Annotated in this window: 25 protein-coding genes; 10 read left to right on the forward strand and 15 right to left on the reverse strand. The window is 59.5% G+C overall.

All coding sequences use genetic code 11. The features are described from left to right. Positions 1-10 precede the first annotated feature (10 nt). The 6 genes from DA915_RS22820 to DA915_RS22845 all read right to left on the reverse strand — a co-directional run bounded on the left by DA915_RS22820 (position 11) and on the right by DA915_RS22845 (position 5,948). Complete coding sequence (locus DA915_RS22820; RefSeq protein ID WP_107677403.1) at positions 11-1,057, reverse strand: L-idonate 5-dehydrogenase; 1,047 nt, start codon at positions 1,055-1,057, stop codon at positions 11-13. Positions 1,058-1,126: 69 nt separating this feature from the next. Further along, on the reverse strand, positions 1,127-2,533 hold the full coding sequence (locus tag DA915_RS22825) for a TRAP transporter large permease (RefSeq protein ID WP_003506486.1): 1,407 nt from the start codon (positions 2,531-2,533) through the stop codon (positions 1,127-1,129). A 4-nt stretch (positions 2,534-2,537) separates the two neighbouring features. Continuing rightward, the gene (locus DA915_RS22830) at positions 2,538-3,110 is read right to left on the reverse strand and encodes a TRAP transporter small permease (protein WP_003506488.1); all 573 of its coding nucleotides are present in this window, start codon (positions 3,108-3,110) and stop codon (positions 2,538-2,540) included. 61 nt (positions 3,111-3,171) lie between these two features. Then, on the reverse strand, positions 3,172-4,146 hold the full coding sequence (locus tag DA915_RS22835; RefSeq protein WP_003506490.1) for a sialic acid TRAP transporter substrate-binding protein SiaP: 975 nt from the start codon (positions 4,144-4,146) through the stop codon (positions 3,172-3,174). A gap of 62 nt (positions 4,147-4,208) precedes the next feature. Continuing rightward, positions 4,209-4,925 (reverse strand): FadR/GntR family transcriptional regulator, encoded by a 717-nt coding sequence (locus tag DA915_RS22840; protein WP_003506492.1) that lies wholly within the window; start codon positions 4,923-4,925, stop codon positions 4,209-4,211. 336 nt (positions 4,926-5,261) lie between these two features. After that, on the reverse strand, positions 5,262-5,948 hold the full coding sequence (locus tag DA915_RS22845) for an HAD family hydrolase (protein WP_003506495.1): 687 nt from the start codon (positions 5,946-5,948) through the stop codon (positions 5,262-5,264). Positions 5,949-6,356: 408 nt separating this feature from the next. Between DA915_RS22845 and minC the strand changes: the two genes are divergently transcribed. The 3 genes from minC to minE are packed head-to-tail and all read left to right on the forward strand — an operon-like array spanning position 6,357 to position 8,193. After that, the gene (gene minC / locus DA915_RS22850; RefSeq protein WP_003506496.1) at positions 6,357-7,085 is read left to right on the forward strand and encodes a septum site-determining protein MinC; all 729 of its coding nucleotides are present in this window, start codon (positions 6,357-6,359) and stop codon (positions 7,083-7,085) included. 35 nt (positions 7,086-7,120) lie between these two features. Next, positions 7,121-7,936: a septum site-determining protein MinD gene (gene minD / locus DA915_RS22855; protein ID WP_003506498.1), complete on the forward strand. Its 816-nt coding sequence runs from the start codon at positions 7,121-7,123 to the stop codon at positions 7,934-7,936. Further along, a complete protein-coding gene (minE, locus tag DA915_RS22860; RefSeq protein WP_003506500.1) occupies positions 7,933-8,193 on the forward strand; it encodes a cell division topological specificity factor MinE in 261 nt (86 codons plus the stop codon). Before minD ends, minE begins: the two co-directional genes overlap by 4 nt. Positions 8,194-8,235: 42 nt before the next feature. Here the strand turns inward: minE and DA915_RS22865 are convergent, their stop codons facing one another. The 3 genes from DA915_RS22865 to DA915_RS22875 all read right to left on the reverse strand — a co-directional run bounded on the left by DA915_RS22865 (position 8,236) and on the right by DA915_RS22875 (position 12,453). Then, positions 8,236-9,138: an amino acid ABC transporter substrate-binding protein gene (locus DA915_RS22865; protein ID WP_003506502.1), complete on the reverse strand. Its 903-nt coding sequence runs from the start codon at positions 9,136-9,138 to the stop codon at positions 8,236-8,238. Between the two features lie 72 nt (positions 9,139-9,210). Further along, on the reverse strand, positions 9,211-10,104 hold the full coding sequence (locus DA915_RS22870; RefSeq protein WP_003506503.1) for an amino acid ABC transporter substrate-binding protein: 894 nt from the start codon (positions 10,102-10,104) through the stop codon (positions 9,211-9,213). A gap of 30 nt (positions 10,105-10,134) precedes the next feature. Then, positions 10,135-12,453, reverse strand: a complete 2,319-nt coding sequence (locus DA915_RS22875) for an EAL domain-containing protein (RefSeq protein ID WP_107677404.1) — start codon at positions 12,451-12,453, stop codon at positions 10,135-10,137. A 344-nt stretch (positions 12,454-12,797) separates the two neighbouring features. Between DA915_RS22875 and DA915_RS22880 the strand changes: the two genes are divergently transcribed. Next, on the forward strand, positions 12,798-14,156 hold the full coding sequence (locus tag DA915_RS22880; protein ID WP_107677405.1) for an amidase: 1,359 nt from the start codon (positions 12,798-12,800) through the stop codon (positions 14,154-14,156). A 45-nt stretch (positions 14,157-14,201) separates the two neighbouring features. Here DA915_RS22880 and DA915_RS22885 read toward each other — a convergent pair whose 3' ends face one another. From DA915_RS22885 to DA915_RS22895, 3 genes are read right to left on the reverse strand one after another with little or no spacing between them, the layout of a single operon-like run. After that, complete coding sequence (locus DA915_RS22885; RefSeq protein ID WP_003506506.1) at positions 14,202-14,843, reverse strand: ThuA domain-containing protein; 642 nt, start codon at positions 14,841-14,843, stop codon at positions 14,202-14,204. A gap of 17 nt (positions 14,844-14,860) precedes the next feature. Continuing rightward, positions 14,861-15,961, reverse strand: coding sequence for a Gfo/Idh/MocA family protein (locus tag DA915_RS22890; protein ID WP_107677406.1), 1,101 nt, complete (start codon positions 15,959-15,961; stop codon positions 14,861-14,863). A gap of 52 nt (positions 15,962-16,013) precedes the next feature. After that, positions 16,014-17,213: an ROK family transcriptional regulator gene (locus DA915_RS22895; RefSeq protein WP_003506508.1), complete on the reverse strand. Its 1,200-nt coding sequence runs from the start codon at positions 17,211-17,213 to the stop codon at positions 16,014-16,016. 195 nt (positions 17,214-17,408) lie between these two features. On the opposite strand from DA915_RS22895, the gene DA915_RS22900 reads away from it, so the two are divergent. The 6 genes from DA915_RS22900 to DA915_RS22925 all read left to right on the forward strand — a co-directional run bounded on the left by DA915_RS22900 (position 17,409) and on the right by DA915_RS22925 (position 24,057). Beyond that, positions 17,409-18,710 carry an ABC transporter substrate-binding protein gene (locus DA915_RS22900; RefSeq protein ID WP_107677407.1) on the forward strand — a complete coding sequence of 434 codons (1,302 nt, stop codon included), beginning with the start codon at positions 17,409-17,411 and terminating at the stop codon, positions 18,708-18,710. Positions 18,711-18,780: 70 nt separating this feature from the next. Continuing rightward, positions 18,781-19,719, forward strand: a complete 939-nt coding sequence (locus tag DA915_RS22905; protein WP_003506511.1) for a carbohydrate ABC transporter permease — start codon at positions 18,781-18,783, stop codon at positions 19,717-19,719. Next, on the forward strand, positions 19,712-20,560 hold the full coding sequence (locus DA915_RS22910; RefSeq protein WP_003506513.1) for a carbohydrate ABC transporter permease: 849 nt from the start codon (positions 19,712-19,714) through the stop codon (positions 20,558-20,560). The genes DA915_RS22905 and DA915_RS22910 overlap by 8 nt, the downstream gene beginning before the upstream one ends. Positions 20,561-20,577: 17 nt before the next feature. Further along, positions 20,578-21,651, forward strand: a complete 1,074-nt coding sequence (locus tag DA915_RS22915; RefSeq protein WP_107677408.1) for an ABC transporter ATP-binding protein — start codon at positions 20,578-20,580, stop codon at positions 21,649-21,651. A gap of 144 nt (positions 21,652-21,795) precedes the next feature. Beyond that, complete coding sequence (locus tag DA915_RS22920) at positions 21,796-22,848, forward strand: sugar phosphate isomerase/epimerase (RefSeq protein WP_060724713.1); 1,053 nt, start codon at positions 21,796-21,798, stop codon at positions 22,846-22,848. Positions 22,849-22,869: 21 nt separating this feature from the next. Continuing rightward, positions 22,870-24,057, forward strand: coding sequence for a Gfo/Idh/MocA family protein (locus DA915_RS22925; RefSeq protein WP_003506517.1), 1,188 nt, complete (start codon positions 22,870-22,872; stop codon positions 24,055-24,057). Positions 24,058-24,129: 72 nt separating this feature from the next. Here the strand turns inward: DA915_RS22925 and DA915_RS22930 are convergent, their stop codons facing one another. The 3 genes from DA915_RS22930 to DA915_RS22940 all read right to left on the reverse strand — a co-directional run bounded on the left by DA915_RS22930 (position 24,130) and on the right by DA915_RS22940 (position 26,126). Further along, complete coding sequence (locus DA915_RS22930) at positions 24,130-24,378, reverse strand: hypothetical protein (RefSeq protein WP_003506519.1); 249 nt, start codon at positions 24,376-24,378, stop codon at positions 24,130-24,132. Positions 24,379-24,496: 118 nt separating this feature from the next. After that, entirely contained in the window at positions 24,497-25,768 is a 1,272-nt protein-coding gene (locus tag DA915_RS22935; protein WP_107677409.1) for a glycerate kinase, read from the reverse strand. Between the two features lie 4 nt (positions 25,769-25,772). Continuing rightward, entirely contained in the window at positions 25,773-26,126 is a 354-nt protein-coding gene (locus DA915_RS22940) for a DUF1304 domain-containing protein (RefSeq protein WP_003506524.1), read from the reverse strand. Positions 26,127-26,331: the final 205 nt, after the last annotated feature.

Raw genomic sequence — 26,331 nt, forward strand, 5'->3', positions numbered from 1 at the left:
TCCTCAAACATTATTCTGCGGAAAATGTCAGTTGCACCTTGCAGGCCGCGGATCGGTCTCCGGCCTGTTCGAATGCGGCTTTCGCCTCGCCAAGGGGGAAACTGTGGGAAATGATTGGCCGCACATCGATCTTGCGGGTGGAGATAAGCCCCGCGGCGATGGCGAATTCATCGTGGAAGCGTTGCGAGCCGCGCCATAGGATTTCCTTGCCCACCAGCGCATTGAGCGGAATGGTAATATCGCCGGTCACGCCCACCTGCACGATGGTGCCGCGCGGACGCACGCAGGCGAAGGCGCTGCGGAGCGCGGGGCCAGCGGCGGAGCAATCGAAAATAACGTCGAAATAACCCTTGTTGTCCTGATAGGGCAAAAGCGCCTCGGCATCCCTCGCGACATTGATCGTGCGATCTGCACCCATGGCTGGCGCACGTTCCAGCGCCGCATCGGTCAGATCGGTCGCAACGATGATGCTTGCACCCCCATGGCGGGCCGCGGCGATGGTCAAGAGCCCGATCGGCCCGGCCCCCGTCACCAACACCTTCGCGCCAGCGAGATCGCCGGCCTGCGCTGCGGCATGCAGGCAGACGGCGAGCGGCTCGGTGCAGGCAGCTTCGGCGGGCGAGGTGGCGTCTGAAAATGTTGCACATTGTTTTGCCGGAACCACGAGCCGGTCGCGGAACATGCCCTGTTCGTGCGGCAGGCGCATGGCGCTGCCCATGAAGCGCATCTCAAGGCAGTGGATCGGCTGGCCCTTCTGGCAGAAATGGCAATGGCCGCAGGGTTGCGAGGGATTGACGGCGACGAGCTGGCCGATGGCGAGCCCGCTGACGCCTTCCCCCAGCGTCCGCACATGGCCGGATGCCTCATGCCCGCAGATGATCGGTTCACGCACCCGGACCGGGCCAAAGCCGCCATCCTGGTAATAATGGAGATCGGAGCCGCAGATGCCGCCCGCCGCCATGGCGAGCAGCACTTCGCCGGGACCCGGCTCGACGAGGTCCTGCGTTTCGACGCGAATGTCCTTCTGGCCGTATAGACGTGCCACGCGTGTCTGCATGACGATGCCCTCATGTCTGTGTATGGAATGAATGAACCCGCGCGGCGAACCGCGCGGGCAGGGGTTTCGTCAGCGGATCAGGCCCATTTCGGTCGGCAGCCACAACGTGATTGCCGGAATGAAGGTGATCAGCAGCAATGCGACGAACAGCGGCACCAGCCACGGCAGGATGGCGATGGTGGTGCGTTCGACGGAGAGTTTTGCCACGCGCGAGAGCACGAACAGCACCATGCCAAGTGGTGGATGCAGCAGACCGATCATCAGGTTGAGCGTGATGATAAGGCCGAAATGCACCGGATCGATGTTAAATTGCAGCACCAGCGGCAACAGGATCGGCACGAGGATGGTGATGGCCGCAATCGTATCGAGGAAGCAGCCGACGAACAGCATCAAGAGATTGACCAGCACGAGGAAGATCCACTTGCTGTCGGTAATCGTCAGGATCGCCGCAGACAGAAGCTGCGCCGCCTGGCTGACGGTCAGAAGCCATGCGAAGACCGATGCCGCCGCGACGATGAAGAGCACCGAAGCTGTGGTCTCGATGGTGTCGAAGGTCGATTTCGCCAGCGTCTTGAAGGTCATCGTGCGGTAACGGACGAGCCCGAGGAACAGCGACCAGAGCACGGCCGCGACGGCTGCTTCCGTCGGTGTAAACCAGCCCATGGTCATGCCGCCGATCAGGATCACCGGCGTCATTAGCGCCATCACGGCGGAGAAGTCGAAATACCAGTCGCAGGCGAGCAGGATGACCAGCACGATCAGGATCGACAGGTTCAGCGACAGGCCAAATGCCGTGAGGATATAGATGCCGAGCGGCACCATCATCACCACGAAGACTTCTATTGATGCACCAAAGATGGTTCTGAGGCTGAAGGGCGTATCGGAGCCCCAGCCCTTGATATAGGCGAAGACCGCAACCGTGATCATCATCAGCAGCGTCATGACGACACCCGGAATGATGCCGGCCATGAACAGTGCGCCGATGGAGACATTCGCCATCATGCCGTAAATGACGAAGGGCAGCGATGGCGGGAAGATCGGTCCGAGCGTCGCGGAAGCGGCGGTGACGCCGACGGCTGCTTCGACCGGATAACCGTGGTCCTTCATGGCCTTGATTTCGATGGTGCCGATGCCGGCGGCATCGGCAAGCGCCGTGCCGGACATGCCGGAAAAGATCACCGAGCCGATGATGTTGACCTGTGCCAGGCCGCCTTTCATCCAGCCGACGAGCGCGACCGCGAAGGAGTAGATACGTCCCGTCACCCCTGCCGTGTTCATGAGATTACCAGCAAGGATGAAGAAGGGAACGGCCAGAAGCGGGAAGCTCTCGACACCTGCAATCAGGCGCTGCGCCGCAATGATATCAGGCGCGACATTGTAGAACACGATGTAGAGCAGCGAGGCCGAGGCCATGGAAATGGCGACCGGCAGGCCGATCAGCATCAGCAGAAGAAATGAGCCGATAAGAAGCAGCATCTGATCAATCCCCCGCGCTCTGGAATTCTTCGGGCCGCTCCAGAACGGAATAGCCACGCCGCATATTGTCGATGAAGACCTGCACCGACCGGAAGAACATCAGCACGAAAGCGGCCAGAACCGTGTAGAAGACGATGTTGCGCGGAAGCGCCACGGTTACCATCTCCTCATCTGCGACGATTTCCAGATAGCGCCACATCAGCCAGGATGTGTAAGCGAAGAAGACGATACGCAGCACATCGACAAGGATCGACATGACGCGGGCCACCTGCGGCGGCACATAGTGATAAAGCACATCCACCTGGATGTGACGCGACATGCGAACGCACATGACCGAGCCCAGAAACACCACGCCGATCAGGCAGTTGACGGCGATTTCCTCCGTCCAGGCGTAGCTGTTGTTAAGCACGTAGCGGGTGAAAAACTGGAGGAACACACAGCCCGTCATCAGCCAGAAAAGGCCGAGCGTGACCCAGTCCTCGAATGCATAGACCTTGAGATCAACCTCGGGCGGCGCCTCGTCGAATGTATGGGCGAGTTCCTCAGGCGTGACCTGAGTATGGATTTCCTGCGACATTGAGATATCCCGTCTGGAGAGAAAGGGCGGTGCGGCAAAAGGAGCCGCACCGGATCTTGCTTCACTTGACGGCGCGAATGGCTTCCCAGTCGGCCTTGTCGTAACCGAAGTCCTCGAACTTCACTTTTTCGATGACGTTCTTCTCGAAGTCGGCCTTGTCGACTTCGGCGACGGTCAGGCCGCGCTTCTTGAAGTCTTCGACGAGGCTTTTTTCGCGTTCATCGATTGTCTTGGTGGTCCGCTCGGCGGCCTGCTGCATGACCTCGGTGAAGATTTTCTTGTCGTCATCGGAAAGCTGCGACCAGAGGTTCTTCGAAATCACCGTGTTGAGGTGGTCGACGATGTGACCGGTCAAGACGATATTCTTCTGCACTTCGAAGAACTTCTTCGCCTCGATGGTGGTTAGCGGATTTTCCTGTGCGTCGACGGTGCCGTTCTGGAGCGCCAGATAGACTTCCGCAAAGGCAATCGGCGTCGTGTTGGCACCGCAGGCACGCGGCATGGCGAGATAGGCTGGAACATCGGGAACACGCATCTTCAGCCCGGCCATGTCGGCGCAGGCGGCAATCGGCTTGTTCGATGTGGTGTGGCGTGTGCCGTAATAGCTGACGGCGGCGATGTGGTTGCCGGTTTTATCTTCGTAACCCTTGGCGAGGCGCTTGAAGATGTCGCTCTTGGTATAGGCGATCAAATGGCTCGGATCGCGGAAGATATAGGGGAAATAGGTGACGCCGATCGGCTTGAAGTCACGCGCCGCGAAGCTCGAGCCGGAAATGATGATATCAACGGTGCCGATCTTCAGGCCCTGATTGATATCGGCTTCCTTGCCAAGCTGAGAAGCCGGAAAGACATCGATCTTGTAACGACCGTCGGTGCGCTTGGCGATTTCTTCTGCGGCCCAGACCGAATCCGTGTGGAACGGCTCGGAGGTTTCGTAAACATGGGCCCATTTCAGCGTGGTCTGTGCCTGCGCCGCCAGAGCGGAAAGCAGGATGGCGGCTGTTGCGCCCATCAAAGTCGACAATCTGATTTTCATTCTTAACTCCTCCCGAATTAAAGCCAGATTTTTCATTTCCCCCGTCGCCGGTTTGGCGGCGGTTATTCTTCTCCGATCGCTTCCTCCCCGAAGCTTTCGGAAAATCTCTTCTGCGACAGCGTCAGATGCTGCCGCATCGCCTCGCGGGCCCCTTCCGGGTCGTTGGCGGCAATGGCGTCACGGATTACCCGATGTTCCTGCACGGCGAGGTTCCAGGTGTGCGGACCCTCGAAATAGCTGGCGAGCTTTTCGAAAAAGGGTGACAGGCTGCGCTCGTCATAGATCAGGCCGGTAAAGCGATTGAGTGCCGAATTGCCGATGATGTCGGCAATGGCGGTGTGAAAGGCCCGGTCGAGATTGAGCGCCTGCGGTGAATTGTCGAGCGCGCCGGCCATGCGTTCGATGATATCGTCAAGCTTGGCGATGCATTCCGGCTTGGCAAGCCGCGCGGCTTCCTCGGCAATCGCGCTTTCGATGATGCAGCGCGCCTGCAGGATTTCGAACGGACCATGCGCATCCGGCACCGTCGGCTTTTCTTTAGCCTGTTTGCCGGCTGCGCTGACATAGACGCCCGAACCCATGCGGATATGGATGTGGCCTTCCACTTCCAGAACGATGAGGGCTTCACGGACGGTCGGACGGGAAACGCCGAAGCGTTCCGCAAGGTCCCGTTCCGCCGGCAGGCGCTGACCTTCGGTCAGCTCCCCGCTTTCGATGAGCAAACGAATTTGTTCCGCGACCAGCCGGTAAAGGCGGCGCGGCTCCAGAGCCACAAACATGATGTCCCTCCCAGCGCGAAAGTCTCCCCCGATCGCGCAAACGGTAAGATGGTCTTACCAATTTCATTAGGGCGCATTTATGCTGGGCTGTCAATTAGCCGGTGTGGAAAAGTGCGAGGCGAAAGACGCGGCTGATGCAGAGGCTTGGCATTTGCCTTACTCCGAGGCTTTTTCCATTTCCGCCATTCCGGCCTTGAACCGGAGGGTGATGGCAAAGTCCGAAAACGTCTCCTCCGTCATGCTCGGGCCTGTCCCGGGCATCTGCAACCTATCGGCTTTGCGATACGTGGTTGGGTCCTCGGGACAAGCCCGAGGATGACGACGCGGGTTGGCTTTTCAGCTCTTACTACCTGCGAGCTTCAAGCCGCCGTCGTCGCCGATGATGACATCCAGCTCACCATACCCGCCAATGGAAAGATGCGGCGTTTCGATCGGGTGGGAATGGGTCACGTTGATGACCACCACCGCGGCGTCCATGCGTTCTCCGGCCTGAATGCCTGCGGGCGCGTCTTCGAAGACGACGCAGCTTTCCGGCGCAACGCCCAGCCTTTCGGCCGCCTTCCTGTAGCCTTCGGGATCGGGCTTGCCGTTGACGACATCGTCCGCACAGATCATGACGGGTGGCGGCGTAATGCCGGCCGCGGCGAGCCGCCGTTCCGCCAGTTCACGCACGGCTGAGGTCACGATGGCCCACTTGCCTGCCGGCAAAGATGCGAGGAAGGCTGCGGCGCCCGGTATCTGGATGATGCCGTCCACATCATCCATTTCGGCGCGCAATATCATGTCCGCCTCTGCATCCACATTAAGGCCGGGAACCGCCTCCCGGCGGATCACCTCCGAAGCCCGCATGCCGTGAATGCGCTGCAGGAAAGCAACCGGCTCGATGCCGTTAGCAACGGCCCACTCCCGCCAGACCCGCTCGACGACGGCGATCGAATTGACGAGTGTTCCATCCATGTCGAACAGGAAGGCCGCAAACTCTTGCGAAAAAATCTGGTTCTGCGGCGGGACTTTGCTGTGCATCTCATTCTTCCATTGGAACTGTGGGGCAGCCCGTATCTACAGTATTGGGAGACATAACGGAATCGCTTTTCCATCCAGGGAATCGAAGGCCGGCGCAAGGTCGGTCGGAAATCCTGTGCCAGAATCGGACGTGCCGCGATCCCGTCGAGTCGATCTCCCCGGGGCAGGGAAGGAGGTGAGGGCGTGTCTTCGCTGAGACGTCAGCCTGCTGCAAGGATGAGCTGTCATCATAGGCATTCACAGCGGGTGGAATATCGCGAAATCAAAAGGTAGCCGAGGTTTTTGAAAGTTCTGCGCGAGGAGTTTCGCAAGGGGAATTTTCTTAACGATTTCCCTTCTTTGGGGTCGGCGTTAACCATTTGTTAACCATATTCGAGGTACCTAATTGTCAACGATTTATTTACCAAGATGACCAAAGTGCTAACAGACCAGCGTTCGATCCGTATCAAAGGCCGCTCCTTCCTCGCAGTCGTCCTGTCCCCCGAATCTCCGGTCGATCAATGGCTGGAGAGGCTTGATGATCTCGCCGCCCGTTCGGCGGGCTTCTTTCTGTCGCGGCCGGTGGTTCTCGACGTCTCTGAGCTGTCGCTCGACAAGGCGGGCCTGAAAGAACTGCTGGCGGCGCTGACGGAGCGCAATGTCGGCATTATGGGCATTGAGGGTGTTCGCCCGTCGATGATCGAGCCGGGCATGCCGCCATCGCTGAAGGGTGGAAAGCCCGCTTCCGATGTCGAGGTGGAGCCGGTCGCCATCGCTGCCGAGTTGCCGGAAGAAAAGCCGCGTGCTGCCGGTGAGGTCAGGGCCGTCGTGCCGTCACTGGTCATCAACGAGCCGGTGCGCTCCGGCCAGTCGATCATGTTTCCCGAAGGCGACGTGACCGTCATCGGCTCGGTCGCCTCGGGCGCGGAAATCATCGCCGGCGGTTCGGTGCATATTTACGGCGCCCTGCGCGGTCGCGCCATGGCCGGTTCGCTCGGCAATGTTTCGGCGCGCATCTTCTGCCGCAAGCTCGAAGCGGAGCTTCTGGCCATCGACGGCGTCTACAAGGTGGCCGAGGATATTGACGACAAGCTGCGCGGCCAGCCCGTTCAGCTCTGGCTGGAAAACGATACGATCAAGGCCGCAAAACTCGGCTGATAACAGATAAACACACAGGAACAGGAGAGAGCCATATGGGGAAGGTAGTCGTTGTAACTTCCGGCAAGGGCGGGGTCGGCAAGACCACCTCGACCGCAGCGCTTGGCGCGGCATTGGCGCAGAATAAAGAGAAGGTCGTGGTCGTCGATTTCGATGTCGGCCTGCGCAACCTCGACCTCGTCATGGGTGCTGAACGCCGCGTGGTTTACGATCTCGTCAACGTCATCCAGGGCGACGCCAAGCTGACGCAGGCGCTAATCCGCGACAAGCGCCTCGAGACGCTGTTCCTCCTGCCGGCCTCGCAGACGCGTGACAAGGACAATCTGACGCCCGAAGGCGTCGAATGGGTCATCAACGAACTGAAGAAACATTTCGACTGGGTGATCTGTGACAGCCCGGCCGGTATCGAACGCGGCGCGACGCTCGCCATGCGCCACGCGGATGTGGCGGTTGTTGTCACCAATCCGGAAGTCTCCTCGGTGCGTGATAGCGACCGCATCATCGGCCTGCTCGATTCCAAGACGCTGAAGGCCGAACGCGGCGAGCGGATGGAGAAGCACCTGCTTCTGACGCGTTACGATGCTTCCCGCGCCGAGCGTGGCGACATGTTGAAGGTCGATGACGTTCTGGAAATCCTTTCCATTCCGCTGCTCGGCATCATTCCCGAAAGCACGGACGTGCTGCGCGCCTCCAACGTGGGTGCGCCGGTAACGCTGGCTGATGCCCGTTGCGCGCCGGCCATGGCTTATTTCGACGCCGCCCGCCGTCTGTCCGGCGAGGATATTCCGGTGGTCATCCCGGGTGAGAAGCGCGGCATCTTCTCCAAGATCTTCGCAAGGAGGGCTGCATGAGCATCTTCAGTCTTTTCCGCAAACAGAAGTCGGCACCGCTTGCGCGTGAGCGTCTGCAGGTGCTGCTCGCCCACGAAAGGGCATCGTCCGGCTCCGATCTCGTGGCTATCCTCCGGGAAGAAATTCTCGGTGTCATCGCCAAGCATGTGCAGATCGACAGCGACCGGGTGCATGTGAAGATGGATCGCGACGAACATGTCTCCATTCTGGAGATCGACGTCGAAATCCCGCTTGGCGCGGACCTGCGCGCTGCCTGAAGACATTCCGCCAAAGACGCCGCCCGCCACCGGGCGGCTTTTTTATTCCGCCGTCGTATCGACGGGTTTGTGAAACGCTTCCTCCAGGTCACCGGGCAGCGGGCGTTTCAGGTTTATCCCGTTCGGCGGGATCGGCGCGTTGAACCATTTGTCGTAGATTTTTTCGATTTCGCCGCTGGCATAGATTTCGCCGAGCGCTTCGTTGACGGCATCCCTGAAGCCGGTATCACCGTGCCGGAGCATCAGCCCATAGGGCTGAGGCGGGGCGAGATATTCGTTGGAGATGACATAGTCTTCCGGCTTGCCCGTTTCGGCGACGAAGGATCGCAAGAGAATATCGTCCATCACGAAGGCTGAGGCGCGGTTTTCCGTCACCATGTCGAAACTGCCCTCCGTGCTGTCATTCTGCAGCACGGCAATGTTCAGCCCCAATTTGCGATTGAGCACGTTGAGCTGGCTGATATTGATGGTTCCCGTCGTCACCACCACCGTTCGTCCGGCAAGATCGGCGACGGTGTTCAGACCGCTCGATTTCAGCGCGACATAACGCGTGCCGGTGATGAAGTGGCTGTAGGAGAACCACACGGCCTTGCGCCTTTCCTCCGTATTCGTGCTTGCCACGCATTCCATATCCATCGTGCCGTCATTGAGAAGCATGATGCGGTTGCTGGGCGTGCGCTTGACGAATTCGACCTTCAGTTCCGGCAGGCCGAGCTTTCTCTTGATGGAATCCGCCACCCTCAGGCAGAGCTCGATGCTGTAACCGATCGGTTCCGATCCGGTGCCAAGATAAGAAAAGGGAATATTGCGATCGGCATAACCGAGCTTGATCGTGCCGGTTCTGGCAATGGTATCAAGCGTCGGCGGTTGGGCACCGTCACTGGCCGCCTGGGCGGGCAGAAGACTGAGGAAAAACAACAGAAGCCATAATGTCGATCTCTGCATCGCGCATCTCCAGCCAAAATAATCCGTCAAAACATCTTCATGAAAATCGATAGGAGTTGGCGCTTTGCGCTCTCAATCCTGGTATTCGCTTGGATATTCGTAGGCCTGCTTTAATGACGCGGCCATTGGCAGGTTCAGGTTCATGCCGTTGGGGGGAATGGGCTTGGTGAACCATTTTTCATAGAGGCCGTGAATGGCCGGCCCGGTGAAGATATGCCTGAGGCTTTCATTGACAGCCGCTTTGAAAGCCGGGTCGTTGCGCCGGAAAACCAGGCCATAGGGTTCGGGTGCGCTCAGCGTTTCCTCGGAAAGCGCATAGAGGTCCGGGTTTTCCGATGTCGCCGCCAGTGCCGCGAGCAATATGCCATCCATGACAAAGGCGGAAGCCTTGCCGGAAACCACGAGTTCGAAGGCCTCCTCGTTGGTTTTTGTCGGCATCACCGAGATATTGAGGTTCTTCGCCCGGTTGACGGCGTTGAGCTGCTCGATATTGACCGTGCCGGAGGCGGATGTGACGGACCGTCCGGCGAGATCGGCAAGGCTTTTCAGATTGTCCTGCCTGCGGGAGAGAAACTGCGTCGCGGTCATGAAATTGGGATAGGAGAAATCTACGATCTTGCGGCGTTCGTTATTATTGGTCGTGGCCGCGCATTCAATGTCGATCTGGCCGCTGCGGACAAGGATGAAGCGTGTCGCGGGCGTTGCCTTGACATATTCGAGCTCGATGCGGTCGAGCTTCAGCTTCCTGCGAATATCTTCGCTGATCGCCCGACAAAGATCAGTCGAGAAACCAGTGACCTCGCCATCAGGCAATTGATAGGAAAAGGGCGGTTCGGCCTCGCGATAGCCAATGCGGATCTTGGCGGTTCTGGCAATCTGCTGAAGCGTGTCGCCTTCGCCGGCGGCCTGAAGGGGCGTGATGGGAGCAAAGCATGTGAGGAAAAGGCAAAATACTGAAAGACGCATTTTATGTCCTCTGGGCCGGCGGCCGGTTTCTCAAATGGCTTTTTGTGGTGGGCAATAGATTTCCTGTGTCGGTCGACCGATGTCGCCGAATTCATCCTGCGCAATCGGAGCGATGACGGCGCGGTTCTTGAGAATTCGGGCAAGCGGCGCGGGCTCGGCAAAATAATAGCCCTGCGCTTCGTCGCACCCGGAAAGCTTGAGCGCTTCGACCTGCTCACTGTTCTCAACGCCTTCGGCGGTGACCTTCAGGCCAATCTGTTCAGCCATGTCGATGACGGTGTTGACGATGGCCGAACACATGGGATTGGCCGGCAGGCCGGAGACGAATTCCCGGTCGATCTTGATCTTGTCGAAAGCGACATGGGTTAACGTGCTGAGCCCGGCGTAACCGGTGCCGAAATCATCAAGAGCGAGGCGAACGCCTCTTTCCTTCAGCAGTTTCAGGGCCCGGGCGCTGCTGTCACGCTCCAGCATGGCCGTTTCCGTCACTTCCAGTTCAAGCCGTTCCGCCGGGAAACCGGATTTCTCAAGCGCCCGGTCGACGACAGGGACGATGTCGTCATTATAGAGCTGAACGGCGGATAGGTTGACGGCGAGCTTGATATCCTTCGGCCAGGTCATCGCATCCATGCAGGCCTGTGCCAGAACCCATTCGCCCAACGGCCTGATGAAGTTGTTTTCTTCGGCAAGCGTGATGAAGCGGTCCGGGGTAATGAGGCCAAGCTTGCTGTGCCGCCAGCGCGCCAGCGCCTCATAAGCCACAATGCGACCGCTCTGCAGATTGACCACGGGCTGGTAGTGCAGCTCGAATTCGTGGTTTTCGAGTGCGGATTTCATGTCTATTTCCAGCGCATGCTTATGCTGCGCCGCCATGTCCATGCCCGCCTCATAGAAAACGAAATAACCACAGCCCATGGATTTCGCCCGGTAAAGGCCGAGATCGGCGTGTTGCAGAAGCTGCGTGGCGGATGTGCCGTGGCCCGGCGCGCAGGCGATTCCGATGCTGGTATCAATGCTGATGTCGCTGCCTTCGAGGCCAAAACTGCGCGAGACGGCATGCACCACCCGCGCGGCCAGCATCGCCGCATCGCTCTCGCAGTCACCGTTTGTCGACTGTATGATTGCGAATTCGTCGCCACCGAGGCGGCTCACCATATCGTTTTCACCGAGCACGGAGGAAATCCGCGAAGCCACCGCCACCAGCAAGGCGTCACCGGCGGCATGTCCGAGTGTGTCATTGACGGCCTTGAAGCGGTCGAGATCGAGCAGCATGACATTGAAGGGCTGGCCGGACGCCGACAGTTGCTCCAGACGGTTTTCCAGCGTCTTCATCAACAGCACGCGGTTTGGAAGTCCGGTCAGCGCGTCGTGATGGGCCATATGCTCCAGCTGCTGCGCCATATCGCGTATCTGCCGCAGGCGTCCACGCTCCAGAACCGCCTCGCGCAACGTTTCGATGGCGGTGGCCATGTCGCCGATCTCGTCTCTCCGCTCCTGAAACGGCGTGGCGACATCTGTTTCCTCGCGGGCAATCCGAAGTGTCGCCTGCACCAGCGCCGGGACCGGTTTCAGGAAATGCCGGGCAATCACCGTCACAAGTACGCCGGTGACGGTCAAGACCACGATCAGCGCGGCGAGTGAATTATAGATGAGCTTGCGCTGCGCGCCATAAAGCGCGTCCGAGCCGCCGATGCTGACGGCGACCGCGCCGATCGGTTTCTTCGTTTCCGTGCTGATGATCGGCAGCAGGCCGATATAATGGCTGGATTCGCCGATGGTCGCAAAACCGGTGGAAAAACGCGCGGCGACCGCGTCTCTGGAAAAGATGGGATCGGTGGCGAGCGGCTTTTCGTCGTCATCGGTGGCGTTGTCAAAGGCTGCGGCGATCTGGCGGAAGCCGGAATCGGCCTCATCATAACGGAAAAGCCAGACGGCATTCTTGGTCTGCGCGCCGATAAGCGCGAGAACGTCGCTGGGGTTGAAGCCGGTGACGAGAATGGAGTCATCATCGCCGATCGGCTTGTCGGTCAATATGCCGTTGACCTGCCCGTCGGCATCGGCGGTGACGCTGACATAGGTATAGATGCTGCGAAGCGTGGCGCTGGCGATCTGCGAATTGACGCGGGCCTGATTGAGCCATTGCTCGCTGGCGGCGGCAACGAACATGTACCAGCCGACGAGCGCGCCGATGCTGTAGGAAAAGATCACGCCGCCCAGGAATATCAGGGTTATCTTGCTGGCAAGCGACCGCCGCCGCGAAAACCGGCCTGTTTCCGGCTGCGTCGGTGAGCGAAGCGTGTGGCCCGGTTCAACCTGTCTATCCGTCCCGCGATAGGCAGTCTCTTCCATTCGCGATAGTCCCCCGCGATGTCGCGTTATAATTGTTTTATGGAATTTTATAGGGCATGCGTTTCAATGATGTCTGCTAAATAATTCAACAAAGTTTAGAGGCGATTAAGAATTAATCCGTCTTTTTATAGTCGTAGCTTATATAAGAAATGGCGTTCCTGCACCTCAGGTTGAAAAAATCGGAGGTTAGAGATGAAGCGTCAAGGATAGACTCCAAAATTCTGCGATCTCCGTCATGTTTCCTGATCTGGCGTGTGGGGCATAGATGGCGCGATGATTGACCTTGCCAACGGGTCGATAAACGGCATGTTGTGCGCAACATGCTGTTTTCAGGGAAGATATCCATGGCTCACAGAGGCAAAAATATCGCGCAGCTTTCCGTTCTCATCCAGAGCGGCCATCTCGATCCGCGTACCTTGGCGGAGGAGACGCTGGATGCGATCGGCAATGAGGGCGATCAGGCCATTTTTGTCGAGTTGACGGCGGCGCGGGCCATGCTGGAGGCGGAAGCCGCGTCAAAACGCATTGCCGAGGGCCGTTCCTGTGGCGTGCTTGATGGCATTCCGGTGGCCTGGAAGGACCTTTTTGATCTGGAAGGCATGGCGACCACGGCCGGATCGACGGTGCTTGCGGATGATGCGCCTGCGTCTCGCGATGCGGATGTGGTGACGGCGCTGAAACAGGCGGGCATGATCTGCATCGGCCGCACCAATATGAGCGAGTTCGCGTTTTCCGGTCTCGGCATCAATCCGCATTATGGCACGCCGCGCAATCCTGCTTCTAAGGATGGTCACCGTCTGCCGGGCGGCTCTTCGTCTGGCGCGGGCGTCACTGTCGCAGCCGGTCTGGTGCCGGTAGCGATCGGCACCGATACGGGCGGATCGGTGCGTATTCCCGCCGCCTTCAACGGTGTGGTGGGTTACAAGGCAAGCCGCGGCCGCTATTCGATGCGTGGCGTTTATCCCTTGGCAAAAAGCCTGGATTCGCTCGGGCCGCTCACGCACACCGTGCAGGACGCCGTCTGGGTGGATGCCGCCATGCGCGGCAAGGCGGCTGCAGACGTCCAGCGTGCGCCTCTCGCGGGCCTTTCGCTGGTGGTGCCGGAAACTGTATTTTTCGATGGCATAGAGGATGGCGTTGCAGCCGCTTTCGAGCAGGCGGTGGAACGTCTTGTCCGCGCCGGTGCCTCGGTGCGGCGGCAGGCATTTCCCATTTTTTCGGAGCTATTCGATCTTATCAAAGAAAAGGGTGCGCTGGTGACGGCGGAAGCCTTTGCCCTGCACAAGACACGGCTGGAAGGTGCGGATGCCGCGCGCATGGACCCGCGCGTGGTTGCGCGAACGAGGCTTGGTGCAAATATTTCAATGCCTGATTATATCGCCATCATCGAGGCGCGCGAACGCATGACGGCGGCGTTTTCAGGCATGATCGGCAGGCAGGAACTGCTGGTGTCGCCGACATTGCCGCATGTTGCGGCCAAGGTCGCGCCGCTTCTCGATGACGACGATGCCTTTTTCGCCATGAATGCGAAAACCCTGCGAAACACCCAGATCGGCAATTTCTTCGATCTCTGCGGCGTTTCCATCCCTTGCGGAACGGGTGAAGCAGACATGCCGGTTGGCCTGCTGCTTTCCGGTCTACACGGCACGGATGACCATGTTCTCAGCGTGGCGATGGCGGCGGAAGAGATTATTCGCGGCTGATGAAAGGAAAAGGCGGCCTTGTTTGGCCGCCTCTCAATGCATGCTTCAACGCGCCGCCCAGTTGGCGCCGCGGCGGAACATGGTCTTCATTTGCGGCACGGAAAATTCCTTGGCCTGATGGCCGAGTGCCGAATAGAAGACGCGGCCCTTGCCGTATTTGCGTTTCCAGACCACCGGCATCACCACGCCGTCGATCCACCATGCGTGGTCGCCGGTGAATTTCGTCGTCGCCAGCACTTCGTTGGAAGGGTCGACATGCATGTAATATTGCTCCGACGTATAGGGGAAATCGGAAATTCCCTCCATCAGCGGGTCGTCGGGGCGGGTGATGTTGACCGTGTAATCGATGATATTGCCGGGGTGGGCGACCCATTGGCCGCCGATCATGAACTGATATTCCACGCATTCGCGGAAACTGTCGCCCGCACCGCCATGGAAACCGGCAATGCCGACGCCGTTTTCGACGGCGGCCGTGAGGTTCTTGATCTCTTCCTTCTCGATCTTCGACATGGTGACAATAGGCACGACGAGGCTGAGATCATGCACCGACGGATCGGCGAAAGCCTCCGTGCTGTGCTCCACATAGACCTTGAAACCGTCTTCCTCCAATATGTCCTTGACGATGGTGGCGCATTCCTGCGGCTCGTGGCCGCTCCAGCCGCCCCAGACGATGAGTGCTTCGCGCATTTATTTCCTCCTCGGGATTATTTGCCGAGCTGGCCGTCGACCAGCGATGTTTCGAGCGGCGCAGGGCGCTCCGCTTTGGTGGTGATGGAAACGGTCGTGCCGCTGTCCGATGCCGTCTGGAAGGCTTCCATGACTTCCAGCACATGCAGGGCGAGATCGCCATTGGCGCGGTGCGGACGGTTCTCGCGGATCGCGTAGGCCATATCTGCAACGCCGATGGAGCGATAATTGCCGTCAGCATAGGGCGACGACAGCGCCTGCGGCTCGAACTGGCCGCCCTTTTTCAGCAATTGCACCTCGCCGCCGAAATGGTTGGGATCGGGCACGATCAGCGTGCCTTCGGTGCCGTAGAGTTCCAGCGGCACATGTTTGTGGCCCGCCACATCAAAGCTCATGCCCACCTGCACAACGGCGCCGTTCTCGAAGGCCAGCATGCCGGACACATGGGTGGCGACATGGACGGGGATTTTTTCACCGTTCTTCGGTTCGCTGGTGATGAGGCGCTCATTGCGCGGTGCAACGGCAAAGCCCGCCACCTTGGCGACCGGGCCGAACAGGTTAACGAGATCGGTAATGTAATAGGGGCCCATATCCAGCATCGGCCCGCCACCGACCTCGTAATAGAAGGCCGGGTTGGGGTGCCAGCGCTCATGGCCGGGGCACATGAAGGTGGCCGTTCCGCCAACGGGCTCGCCCAGCACACCCTCATCGATCAGGCGGCGTGCGGTCTGGTGTCCGCCCCCGAGGAATGTATCGGGAGCCGAGCCGATGCGCAGGCCCTTGGCCTTTGCCGCATCCGCAAGGCGTTTACCCTCGGCGAAATTGATGCCGAGCGGTTTTTCCGAATAGGCGTGCTTGCCGGCATCGAGCGCGCGCAGGCCCACTTCCACATGCGCCTTGGGGATCGTCAGGTTGACGATGATTTCCACGGAGGGATCGGAGAGAAGCGCGTCGATGCTGGTTGCCTTCAGGCCGAATTCGTTCGCCCGCGCCTTCGCCGCTTCCTCGTTCATATCCGCCAGTCCGCGAATATCGAGAATAGGAAACGACGCCATGGCCTTGAGATAGGCGCTGGAAATGTTGCCGCAGCCTATGATGCCGATACCGACCTTGTTCATATGATTCCTCCCGTAAATCAGAAATGCCTGGGCCTGTGCTCAACCCTGCGGGCTAGAGCGCTGGCCCGGTTGTGTTCCATGGCGATTCGTAAAGTTCGTAAAGCGCAACGGCCGCGGCCCCCTGCGCCCACAATTCGTCGCTCGCAACATCGAAAACCAGTTCCGCGACACCGGCCAGCGATGGCGGCACGGCGGCGTTGTAGCTGTTGCGAATGCTGGCGATGAAAGGTTCGCCAAGTTCGAGGCTGGAGCCGGTGATGATGACCCGCGGCGGCGCAAACAGCGTGACGATATTGGCAAGTGTCAGGCCAAGTGCTGCGCCGGCGCGCAGGGCCGCCGCGATGAGATCGTGATCTTCAGCCGCAATCAGCGCATGGGCATGCTGCATGCCACGGCCGAGCCGGATCGCTTCGGCAAAACGCCCGTCCACCGGGCGCGAGCCTAAAATGGCATTTTCGCCCGCCTGGCTTGCCAGCCGCACCGTGCCTTCATTGGCAAGGCCGATGACGAGGTCGCCGAGATTGTGGCTGAGACCGCCCGCACCACGAAACAGCTGGTTCTGGTGCAGCACGCCAAGCCCGAGTGTCTGTTCCAGCGAAATCAGCACCATGTCTTCGAGATCGCGCGCATGGCCGAACCAGTGGTGGGCGAGCGTGATGGCGTGTGCGTCACTTTCGATGATGGTTGGCGAATTCAGCCGCGCCGTCATTTCCTCGGCAAAGTTGACGTTTACTTCGCGCAGGATAGGACTGCTGCGGATCCTGCCGGTGCGGTGTTCGATGACACCGGGCAGGCCGAGACAGACCATGTCCACATCCTCAAGCGAAAGACCGGCATCGACGACGCAGCGTCGTACGCCGTCTTCCACCAGATCGGCGATGACGCCGATGGGCTGGCGGTCGACGCGGATCGGCAAGGCAAGGGTGGACAGCACATTGCCGCAGAAATCGGTGACGACGAAAACCATGCGGTTTGCGGCGATCTTGGCGCCCACAACGCGGGCGGCATCCGGGTTCAGTTCCAGCATCACGCGCGGTCTGCCGCGCGCCCCTTCGGTACGGATATCACCGATATGGCGGGTGAGAATCAGCCCGTCATCGAGCAGCGAGGCGGTAATCGCCGAAACGGTCGTGGTGGAGAGCTGCGTTCTTTCGCTGATTTCCACCCGCGAGATCGGGCCATGGCGGCGGATGCTATCAAGCACGCTCAGCCTGTTGATCGCGCGCATCAATTCGGGGTCTGCGGTCTTCATGAGGTCCTGCTGCGATCGGGTTCGATCTAAAACGAATTTATATCGGATTGCGGATTAAATAACGTCTGTCGGGAGGGGTGTGTCAAGCGGTTTGGGTAAAAAATTGGCAAACCGCCTTGACATCGGGCAGGGCGTGGGGTGAATTAATCCGCATTGGGGAATAAATGGTGAGGAACCCCAGGGAGGATCACGATCATGACGTATTGGCACGCAGGCGCAAGCCTGAGCGGCAGGCGGATTGCCTTTGCCGCAACGACAAGCATAGCCCTGATGCTCGGCGCGGCCAGCGCCTCGGCAGCGACCGTCGTTAAATGGATGCATGTGGAGCTGGACCCCAAATCCGTGGCTGTCTGGGAGGAGATTGCCAAGGAATACGAGGCCAAGCATCCCGATGTCGATGTTCAGCTGCAGTTCCTCGAAAACGAGGCCTTCAAGGCAAAATTGCCGACGCTGCTGCAATCCAATGACGTGCCTGACTTCTTCTACAGCTGGGGTGGCGGCGTCCTTGAGGAACAGTCCAAGACCGGCGCGCTGAAAGATCTGACCGAAGTTTTCGACGCCGACGGCGGCAAGCTGCGTCAGGCCTATAATGCATCCGCAATCGACGGCCTGTCCTTTGACGGCAAGGTCTGGGCCGTACCGTACCGCGTCAGCCTCGTCAGCTTCTTTTATAACAAGGAGCTGTTCGCCAAGGCCGGTGTGAAGGCGGAGGATATCAAGACCTGGGACGATTTCAGCGCCACGGTCAAGAAGATCAAGGAAGCCGGTATCGTCCCGATCGCGGGCGGTGGCGGTGAAAAATGGCCGATCCATTTCTACTGGAGCTATCTCGTCATGCGCAATGGCGGGCAGGCCGTGTTCGATGCCGCCCGCAAGGGCGAAGGCGAAGGTTTCATGAACCCGGCGATCATCAAGGCCGGTGAACAGCTGGCCGAGTTCGGCAAGCTCGAACCCTTCCAGCCCGGTTATCTCGGCTCCACCTGGCCACAGGCGCTCGGTGTCTTCGGCGACGGCAAGGCGGCAATTATTCTCGGCTTCGACAATACGGAAGCCAACCAGCGCAAGAATGCCGGCGACGGCAAGGGGCTCGCCCCTGAAAATATCGGCCGCTTCGCCTTCCCGGTTGTCGAAGGCGGTGCCGGCAAGGCCACTGATACGCTGGGCGGCCTGAACGGCTGGGCGCTCACCAAGAACGCTTCCAAGGAAGCGATCGATTTCGCGGCCTTCCTGACCAGCAAGGAAAGCGAAGAGAAAATGGCGACCGCCGGCATGATCCTGCCGGTTGCCACGGGTGCCGCCGGTGCGGTGAAGAACCCGCTGCTGGCGGATTCGGCAAAACAGCTTGCCGCCTCCACCTGGCACCAGAACTTCTTCGACCAGACACTGGGCGCCGCCGTCGGCCGCGTCGTCAACGATATTTCAGTCGAGATCGTTTCCGGCCAGATGACCTCCGAAGAGGGCGCCCAGCAGATTCAGGACGCATTCGAACTGCGCTGATCTGACGGTTTTCATGGCAGCGCCGCGAATGTGCGGCGCTGCTTATCTGCCTCCATGAAAGCGGATAGAGATGACGGATATTTCCATGACTTCTGCGTCCATACCGGCGCGCGGCGCGACAAAGGCCAAGCGCAAGCAAAGTTCGGTCGCGCATGACCGGGCGCTGACCCTTCTGGTGTTTCTGCCGCCCGCCCTGTTGCTCTTTACCCTGTTCGTCATCCTGCCCATGGGCGAGGCGGCGTGGTACAGCCTTTACCGCTGGAACGGTTACGGCACGCCGACCGATTTTGTCGGTTTGAAGAATTTCCAGGTCCTGTTCGGTAATGCCGCCTTCTCGCAGGCCCTTATGAATAACGGCCTGATCATCCTTATCTCTATCCTGATCCAGATTCCGCTGGCGATCTGGCTGGCCATGATGCTGGCGCACCGCATTCCCGGCGTCGTAGCCTTCCGGCTGGTGTTCTTTCTGCCTTATGTTCTGGCTGACGTCGCAGCGGGCCTGATCTGGCGCTTCGTTTATGATGGCGACTATGGTCTGTTCGCCGCCATTTCCAATTTCTTCGGCTTCGCAAATCCTTACGTGCTGGCCGACAAGGATGTGGCGATCTACGCCGTGCTCGGCGTCATCGTCTGGAAATATTTCGGTTTCCATATGATGCTGTTCATCGCCGGCCTTCAATCCGTCGACAAGAACGTGCTGGAAGCAGCCGAAATCGACGGCGCGTCCGGCTGGCAGAAATTCCGTTATGTCACGCTGCCGATGCTCGGTTCCACGGTGCGCCTGTCCGTCTTCTTTGCTGTGATCGGTTCGCTGCAGCTGTTCGACATGATCATGCCGCTCACCGGCGGCGGCCCGTCCAACTCCACACAAACCATGGTCACCTTCCTCTACACCTACGGCGTCATGCGCATGCAGGTGGGGCTTGGCAGCGCAGTCGGCGTCGTTCTCTTCGTCATCTGCGTGACGCTCGCCTTCGGTTACAAAAGGATTTTCATGCGCCATGACTGACACATCCACTTCCGTCCGCATGCCGCTGCAAACCAAGCTTTATCTTTACATATCGCTGAGCCTGATTGCGGCCATCGTGCTTATCCCGTTGCTCACCACCGCGCTCGGCGGTTTCAAGACGCTGGGAGACCTGCGTGTCAACCCGTTCGGTATTCCGGCCGAATGGCAATGGTCCAACTACGGCGATATCCTGCTTGGCAAACGCTATTGGCTGCAAATCTTCAACTCGCTGGTCATCGCGCTGCTGACGGTATTCCTGACGCTGACTGTCTCGGCCATGGCGGCCTTCACCTTCGCGCATGTGAAATTCTTCGGCTCGTCCTTCCTGCTCAATTATTTTCTGCTGGGGCTGATGTTTCCGGCGGCGACCGCCATCCTGCCGCTGTTCATTCGTATCCGCGATCTCGGCCTGCTCGATACCTACTGGGGTGTGGTGCTGCCGCAGGTAGCCTTCGGGCTGGGCATGAGCATTCTCCTGTTCCGCAATTATTTCCGTAATCTGCCGGACGAGCTGTTTCAGGCGGCCTTCGTGGATGGTTGCGGTTATCTACGCTTCTTCTGGCATATTTCCGTGCCGCTTTCGCGGCCGATCGTGGCGACCGTTGGCATTGTCTCCTTCGTCGGCAGCTGGAACAGCTACATCCTTCCGCTCATCATGCTGAATTCGGAATCGAAATATCCCTGGCCGCTCGGCATCATGGTTTATCGCGGCGAATTCGGCACGGAATGGCAGCTCGTTCTCGCCTTCATCACGCTGACGATCCTGCCGACCGTCATCGTCTTCTTCCTCGCACAGAAACACATCATCGCGGGTCTGACGGCCGGTGCCGTCAAATCGTGACGTGAAAGGAGCAAAAAATGGCTTCCGTCGAACTTAAGGATATCCGCAAGTCCTATGCCGCGCTCGATGTCATCCACGGCATCTCGCTTGATATAACGGATGGTGAATTCATCGCGCTGGTCGGTCCATCCGGCTGCGGCAAATCCACCCTTCTGCGCATGATCGCCGGGCTGGAGGAGATCACCGATGGGGATATTCTCATCGGCGACAGGGTGGTCAATGGCATGACCCCGCGCGAGCGCAACATCGCCATGGTGTTCCAGTCCTATGCGCTTTATCCGCATATGACGGTGGCCGAAAACATGGGCTTCAATCTGAAGCTCGCCGGCCAGCCAAAAAACGTCATTGAAGAACGTGTTGCGGAAGCCGCCCGCATGCTCGATCTCGGCAAGCTTCTGGATCGCAAGCCCTCACAGCTTTCCGGCGGCCAGCGCCAGCGTGTCGCCATGGGCCGCGCCGTGGTGCGCAACCCGGCCGTCTTCCTGTTCGATGAGCCGCTGTCCAACCTCGATGCCAAGCTTCGCGTACAGATGCGCAGCGAAATCAAGGCTCTGCACCAGAAGGTTGGGACGACCTCCATCTATGTAACCCATGACCAGATCGAGGCCATGACGCTGGCGGACCGGGTGGTGGTGCTCAATCACGGCCGCATCGAACAGCAGGGCACGCCGCTCGAACTTTACAAGACACCCGCCAATCTCTTCGTCGCCGCCTTTATCGGTTCGCCGGCCATGAACCTCATCGAAGGCGTGGTCGATGGCGAGGGTGACCAGCCCGCCGCCCGGCTGAAGGACGGCACCGCGATCCGCATTGCCGCCTCCCGCAAGGTCAAGCGCGGCCAGCCGGTGACGATCGGGCTTCGCCCCGAACATATCGGTTCGGCGATTGGCGGCGATATCTCGCTTACCGGACGGACGGTGCTGGTGGAGCCGACGGGCGCGCAGACCCATGTGGTCTTCGAACTGGCGGGCGATCAGGTTACGGCAGTGGTGGATGGTGAGCAGCCGGTGAAGGTGAACACCCCCTTCGCAGCCACCGTGCACCATGAGCGCGTGCACGTCTTCGACAGGGCGAGCGGACTGGCGCTTTAAGCGCCTCCCGTCTTTTAAATGAAATACGGAAATTCTCTTGCCCCTCCGCTTTTGGGGCTTGTTTGAAAATCACGAGCGGTTAGCTTGGCGCTTGGGAACAAAGCGGGTTACCGCGCAACTGTATCGATGCAGGAGGAGATTTTTATGAGAACGATCAAAGGGCCGGGTCTTTTTCTCGGTCAGTTTGCCGGTGATGCAGCCCCCTTCAACAGCTGGGATGGCATTACCAAATGGGCGGCGGAAAAGGGTTACGCCGGTGTGCAGGTGCCGACCTGGGCCGGGCAGCTGATCGATCTCAAAAAAGCGGCGGAATCGAAGGATTATTGCGACGAGTTTGCCGGTGTCGCGCGCCAGAACGGCGTGGAAGTAACCGAGCTTTCCACCCATCTGCAAGGTCAGCTCGTCGCCGTTCACCCGGCCTATGACGAGGCCTTTGACGGTTTTGCCGCACCGGAAGTGCGCGGCAACCCGAAGGCGCGTCAGCAATGGGCGGTGGAGCAGGTGAAGCTCGCGCTGAAAGCCTCGAAAAATCTCGGCATCAAGGCGCATGCGACGTTTTCCGGCGCGCTTGCCTGGCCGTTCGTTTATCCGTGGCCGCAGCGTCCGGCCGGTCTGGTGGAAACAGCCTTTGATGAACTGGCGAAACGCTGGACGCCGATCCTCGATTACGCTGATGAGCAGGGTGTGGATGTCTGCTACGAAATCCATCCGGGCGAAGATCTCCATGACGGCGTGACGTTCGAGATGTTCCTCGAGCGGGTGAAGAACCACAAACGCGCCAACATGCTCTACGATCCCTCGCATTACGTGCTGCAATGCCTAGATTATCTCGACAATATCGACATCTACAAGGACCGCATCAAGATGTTCCACGTCAAGGATGCGGAGTTCAACCCGACCGGGCGGCAGGGCGTTTATGGCGGTTATCAGGGCTGGGTGAACCGCGCTGGTCGCTTCCGTTCGCTGGGCGACGGGCAGGTTGATTTCGGTGCGGTCTTCTCCAAGATGGCGGCCAATGATTTTGACGGCTGGGCCGTCGTCGAATGGGAATGCGCACTGAAACACCCTGAAGACGGCGCCCGGGAAGGGGCGGAATTCGTCAAGGCGCATATCATCCGCGTCACGGAAAAAGCCTTTGACGATTTCGCATCAAGCGGCACCGATGATGCGGCCAACCGCCGTATGCTTGGGCTTTGAAAGCATTTCAGGGGAGATATTATGGCTATTGAAGGAAAGACAACGGACAAGGCGAACAAGCGGATTCGCCTTGGCATGGTCGGTGGTGGTTCGGGCGCATTTATCGGCGGCGTTCACCGCATGGCGGCGCGGCTCGACAATCGTTTCGATCTCGTGGCAGGGGCCCTGTCCTCGACGCCGGAAAAATCCCTCGCTTCCGGCCACGAGCTGGGGCTCGATCCCGAGCGTTGCTATGGTTCGTTCGAGGAAATGGCCGAAAAGGAAGCGCTGCGCGAGGATGGCATCGAGGCGGTGGCGATCGTTACCCCCAACCATGTGCATTATCCGGCAGCGAAGGCGTTTCTGGAGCGCGGCATCCATGTCATCTGCGACAAGCCGCTGACCTCCAATCTGGAAGACGCCAAAAAGCTGAAGCAGGTGGCCGACAAGGCCGATGCACTGTTCATCCTCACGCACAACTACACCGGCTATCCGATGGTGCGGCATGCGCGGGAACTGGTGGAGTCAGGCGCGCTCGGCACGATCCGTCTGGTGCAGATGGAATATCCGCAGGACTGGCTGACGGAAGCGGTGGAACAGACCGGCGCGAAACAGGCCGTCTGGCGCACCGATCCGGCGCAATCCGGCGTCGGCGGCTCCACCGGCGATATCGGCACCCATGCCTATAATCTCGGTTGCTTCATTTCCGGTCTGGAAGCGGATGAGTTGGCGGCGGATGTGCATACCTTTGTCGAAGGCCGCCGGCTGGATGACAATGCGCATGTGATGCTGCGCTTCAAGCCGAAGGGCGGCAAGCAGGCAGCCAAGGGGCTACTCTGGTGCAGCCAGGTTGCGGTCGGTCACGAAAACGGGCTGAAGGTCCGTGTTTATGGCGACAAGGCCGGCATCGAGTGGACGCAGGCCGATCCGAACTATCTCTGGTTTACGAAGCTTGGCGAGCCGAAGCAGTTGATCACCCGCGGCGGTGCCGGGGCAGGGGCTGCGGCAGCACGCGTCACCCGCATTCCGTCCGGCCATCCGGAAGGTTATCTCGAAGCCTTCGCCACGATCTATACCGAGGCGGCGCATGCCATCGAAGCCCGCCGCACCGGTTCGGCGCTCGATAAGGCGGTTATTTACCCGACCGTCGATGACGGGGTTAAAGGCGTCGCCTTTGTTACGGCCTGCATCGAGTCCGGCAAGAAGAATGGCGGCTGGGTGAAGCTGTAAGACGAGGTTGCGGCATATTTCTTCTCCCCGTTGCCGGGGAGAAGATGCCCCTGACGTCATCTGCGGACGGGATCAATTGACGCGTGTCGTCTGTCGCTGCACCCGTTCCGTTATGGGGCAGCCATCCTGGAGCTTGGTCCAGGACGAAACGTTGAGCTTCATCTCGCAGCGCGCGAGATAGGAGCCACCGTCGACCTTCAGGCAGGATGTCTGGCCGAGTTCGAACATGGTGCCGCGATTTCGGCATTTGCAATTATGGGCATCCGCCAAGGTAGGAATAAGGGCCATGATCAGGCCAAGTATGAGCACTCCAGTACGCATGGCTGAAGCTCCAAAGGATATCCTGCCAGATTACTCCTGTCCGAGGGCATAGTCAAAAACGGCCTTTGCCTGTGATGCGTGCCCTCTGCGGGTAGCAGCCCTGCGAATTCCCCCGCTATCACCCGATCAAAATCGCCCTGATATCATTCACATTCGTCAGGGTCGGACCTGTGACGACAAGGTCTCCTGCCGCCTTGAAAGCGGTGTAGCTGTCGTGGCTTACGAGCAACTGACGCGGATCGACACCGACTTCGCGCATGCGGGCAAGCGTATCCGGCGTCACCACAGCACCCGCCGCATCCTCGACGCCGTCTATGCCGTCGCTATCGCCGGCAATGGCCCAGATGCTGCCCGCGCCCTTCAGCGTCAGTGCGAGGCTCAGCAGGAACTCCGTGTTACGGCCGCCCTTGCCGGCTGGCCCCTTGCCAATCGTGACCGTGGTTTCGCCGCCGGAAAGCAAAACGGCCGGGCCCTTGACCGGCAGGCCCTTGCGACTGGCGGAGAGCGCTATACCGGCCATGACAGCCCCGACATCCTTGGATTCGCCTTCCAGCGAATCCCCGAGGATGAGCGGCGTAAGCCCGAGTTTCACGGCCTCATCCGCTGCCGCCTGCAAGGCGAGCGAAGGAGCGGCAATGAGCCGGATATCCTCGTCGATATCGCCGGCCTTCGGGGTTTCCTCACCTTTTTCCAGCACCTTGCGCACGTTTTCCGGAAGATCGAGCGCATAACGGGAGATGATTTCCCGCACGGTTTCGATGTCGCTCGGATCGGCAACCGTCGGGCCGGAGGCGATTTCCGAGGGGTCGTCGCCCGGCACGTCGGAAATCAGCAGCGAAACAACCTTGGCCGGTCTGGCGGCCAGTGCCAGCCGTCCGCCCTTGATGCGGGAGAGATGCTTGCGCACGGCGTTCATTTCGGAAATCGTCGCGCCGCTGGCAAGCAAAGCGCGGTTGACGGCCATCTTGTCGGCAAGCGTCATGCCTTCGGCCGGTGCCACCATCAGCGCCGAACCACCGCCGGAAATCAGCGCGATCACCATGTCGTCGGTGGTCAATCCCTCGACGGCGGCGAGAATGCGTTTCGCCGCTTCCGCACTCTTATCGTCAGGCACGGGATGGGAAGCCTCGATGATCTCGATACGCGCAGTCGGGACAGCATGGCCGTAACGCGTCACCACCACACCGGAGAGATCGACATGTGGCCATGCCGCTTCAAGCGCTGCGGCCATGGCGGCGGAAGCCTTGCCGGCGCCCACCACCACGCACCGCCCTTTGGGCGGGGAGGGAAGGTGGTGTTGCAACACCTTTGCCGGATCGGCGCTTGCGACTGCGGCCATGAAGATGCGGTTGAGCGCGTCTCTTGCGGACGTGTCGTTCCATGCGCTCATCGGCTCATGCTCCGATCCAGAGGAAGCCGAGCGCAAACAATGCCGGCAATGCCTGAATGAACAGGATCTTCATATTGGCTGTCATGGCGCCGAAAATACCGGCCACCAAAACGCAGGTCAGGAAGAAAACCTTGAAGCTCAGCCCTTCATCGCCCTGCATGAGCCCATAGATCAGCCCGGCCGCGAGAAAGCCGTTATAAAGGCCCTGATTGGCGGCAAGCACCTTTGTCTGCCGGGCAAAATCTGCCGAAAGACCGAAAGCCTTGCGCCCGGCTGGCTTTTCCCACAGCAGCATTTCCAGAATGACGATGTAAATATGGATGGCCGCAACCACGGCAATCAGAATGCTGGCGATCATCGGCGGGTTCCTCCAAACCATGATGTCCGTTGCCGTTGTCAGGGTGAACAGGCGGCGAGCGGTCACTTCCGTTTTAACGTCGGGACGAAGGGCTGCAAGGCCAGAATCTCCTCTTCCCGTGCAAACTGTTGAAGAGTGGTGACCTGTTGCTTGACTCTTTGCTGAAATAGGAACAAAACAAGAACAATAGAGATGAATAACCGGA

It is taken from the genome of Agrobacterium sp. LAD9 (assembly GCF_003031125.1).
GTDB lineage: Bacteria > Pseudomonadota > Alphaproteobacteria > Rhizobiales > Rhizobiaceae > Agrobacterium > Agrobacterium radiobacter.

Bases quoted from the DNA above. Each gene is read 5' to 3' on its own strand.
- DA915_RS22820 (WP_107677403.1), bottom strand. From the start codon at position 1,057: ATGCAGACACGCGTGGCACGTCTATACGGCCAGAAGGACATTCGCGTC.
- DA915_RS22825 (WP_003506486.1), bottom strand. From the start codon at position 2,533: ATGCTGCTTCTTATCGGCTCATTTCTTCTGCTGATGCTGATCGGCCTG.
- DA915_RS22830 (WP_003506488.1), bottom strand. From the start codon at position 3,110: ATGTCGCAGGAAATCCATACTCAGGTCACGCCTGAGGAACTCGCCCAT.
- DA915_RS22835 (WP_003506490.1), bottom strand. From the start codon at position 4,146: ATGAAAATCAGATTGTCGACTTTGATGGGCGCAACAGCCGCCATCCTG.
- DA915_RS22840 (WP_003506492.1), bottom strand. From the start codon at position 4,925: ATGTTTGTGGCTCTGGAGCCGCGCCGCCTTTACCGGCTGGTCGCGGAA.
- DA915_RS22845 (WP_003506495.1), bottom strand. From the start codon at position 5,948: ATGCACAGCAAAGTCCCGCCGCAGAACCAGATTTTTTCGCAAGAGTTT.
- minC (WP_003506496.1), top strand. From the start codon at position 6,357: ATGACCAAAGTGCTAACAGACCAGCGTTCGATCCGTATCAAAGGCCGC.
- minD (WP_003506498.1), top strand. From the start codon at position 7,121: ATGGGGAAGGTAGTCGTTGTAACTTCCGGCAAGGGCGGGGTCGGCAAG.
- minE (WP_003506500.1), top strand. From the start codon at position 7,933: ATGAGCATCTTCAGTCTTTTCCGCAAACAGAAGTCGGCACCGCTTGCG.
- DA915_RS22865 (WP_003506502.1), bottom strand. From the start codon at position 9,138: ATGCAGAGATCGACATTATGGCTTCTGTTGTTTTTCCTCAGTCTTCTG.
- DA915_RS22870 (WP_003506503.1), bottom strand. From the start codon at position 10,104: ATGCGTCTTTCAGTATTTTGCCTTTTCCTCACATGCTTTGCTCCCATC.
- DA915_RS22875 (WP_107677404.1), bottom strand. From the start codon at position 12,453: ATGGAAGAGACTGCCTATCGCGGGACGGATAGACAGGTTGAACCGGGC.
- DA915_RS22880 (WP_107677405.1), top strand. From the start codon at position 12,798: ATGGCTCACAGAGGCAAAAATATCGCGCAGCTTTCCGTTCTCATCCAG.
- DA915_RS22885 (WP_003506506.1), bottom strand. From the start codon at position 14,843: ATGCGCGAAGCACTCATCGTCTGGGGCGGCTGGAGCGGCCACGAGCCG.
- DA915_RS22890 (WP_107677406.1), bottom strand. From the start codon at position 15,961: ATGAACAAGGTCGGTATCGGCATCATAGGCTGCGGCAACATTTCCAGC.
- DA915_RS22895 (WP_003506508.1), bottom strand. From the start codon at position 17,213: ATGAAGACCGCAGACCCCGAATTGATGCGCGCGATCAACAGGCTGAGC.
- DA915_RS22900 (WP_107677407.1), top strand. From the start codon at position 17,409: ATGACGTATTGGCACGCAGGCGCAAGCCTGAGCGGCAGGCGGATTGCC.
- DA915_RS22905 (WP_003506511.1), top strand. From the start codon at position 18,781: ATGACGGATATTTCCATGACTTCTGCGTCCATACCGGCGCGCGGCGCG.
- DA915_RS22910 (WP_003506513.1), top strand. From the start codon at position 19,712: ATGACTGACACATCCACTTCCGTCCGCATGCCGCTGCAAACCAAGCTT.
- DA915_RS22915 (WP_107677408.1), top strand. From the start codon at position 20,578: ATGGCTTCCGTCGAACTTAAGGATATCCGCAAGTCCTATGCCGCGCTC.
- DA915_RS22920 (WP_060724713.1), top strand. From the start codon at position 21,796: ATGAGAACGATCAAAGGGCCGGGTCTTTTTCTCGGTCAGTTTGCCGGT.
- DA915_RS22925 (WP_003506517.1), top strand. From the start codon at position 22,870: ATGGCTATTGAAGGAAAGACAACGGACAAGGCGAACAAGCGGATTCGC.
- DA915_RS22930 (WP_003506519.1), bottom strand. From the start codon at position 24,378: ATGCGTACTGGAGTGCTCATACTTGGCCTGATCATGGCCCTTATTCCT.
- DA915_RS22935 (WP_107677409.1), bottom strand. From the start codon at position 25,768: ATGAGCGCATGGAACGACACGTCCGCAAGAGACGCGCTCAACCGCATC.
- DA915_RS22940 (WP_003506524.1), bottom strand. From the start codon at position 26,126: ATGATCGCCAGCATTCTGATTGCCGTGGTTGCGGCCATCCATATTTAC.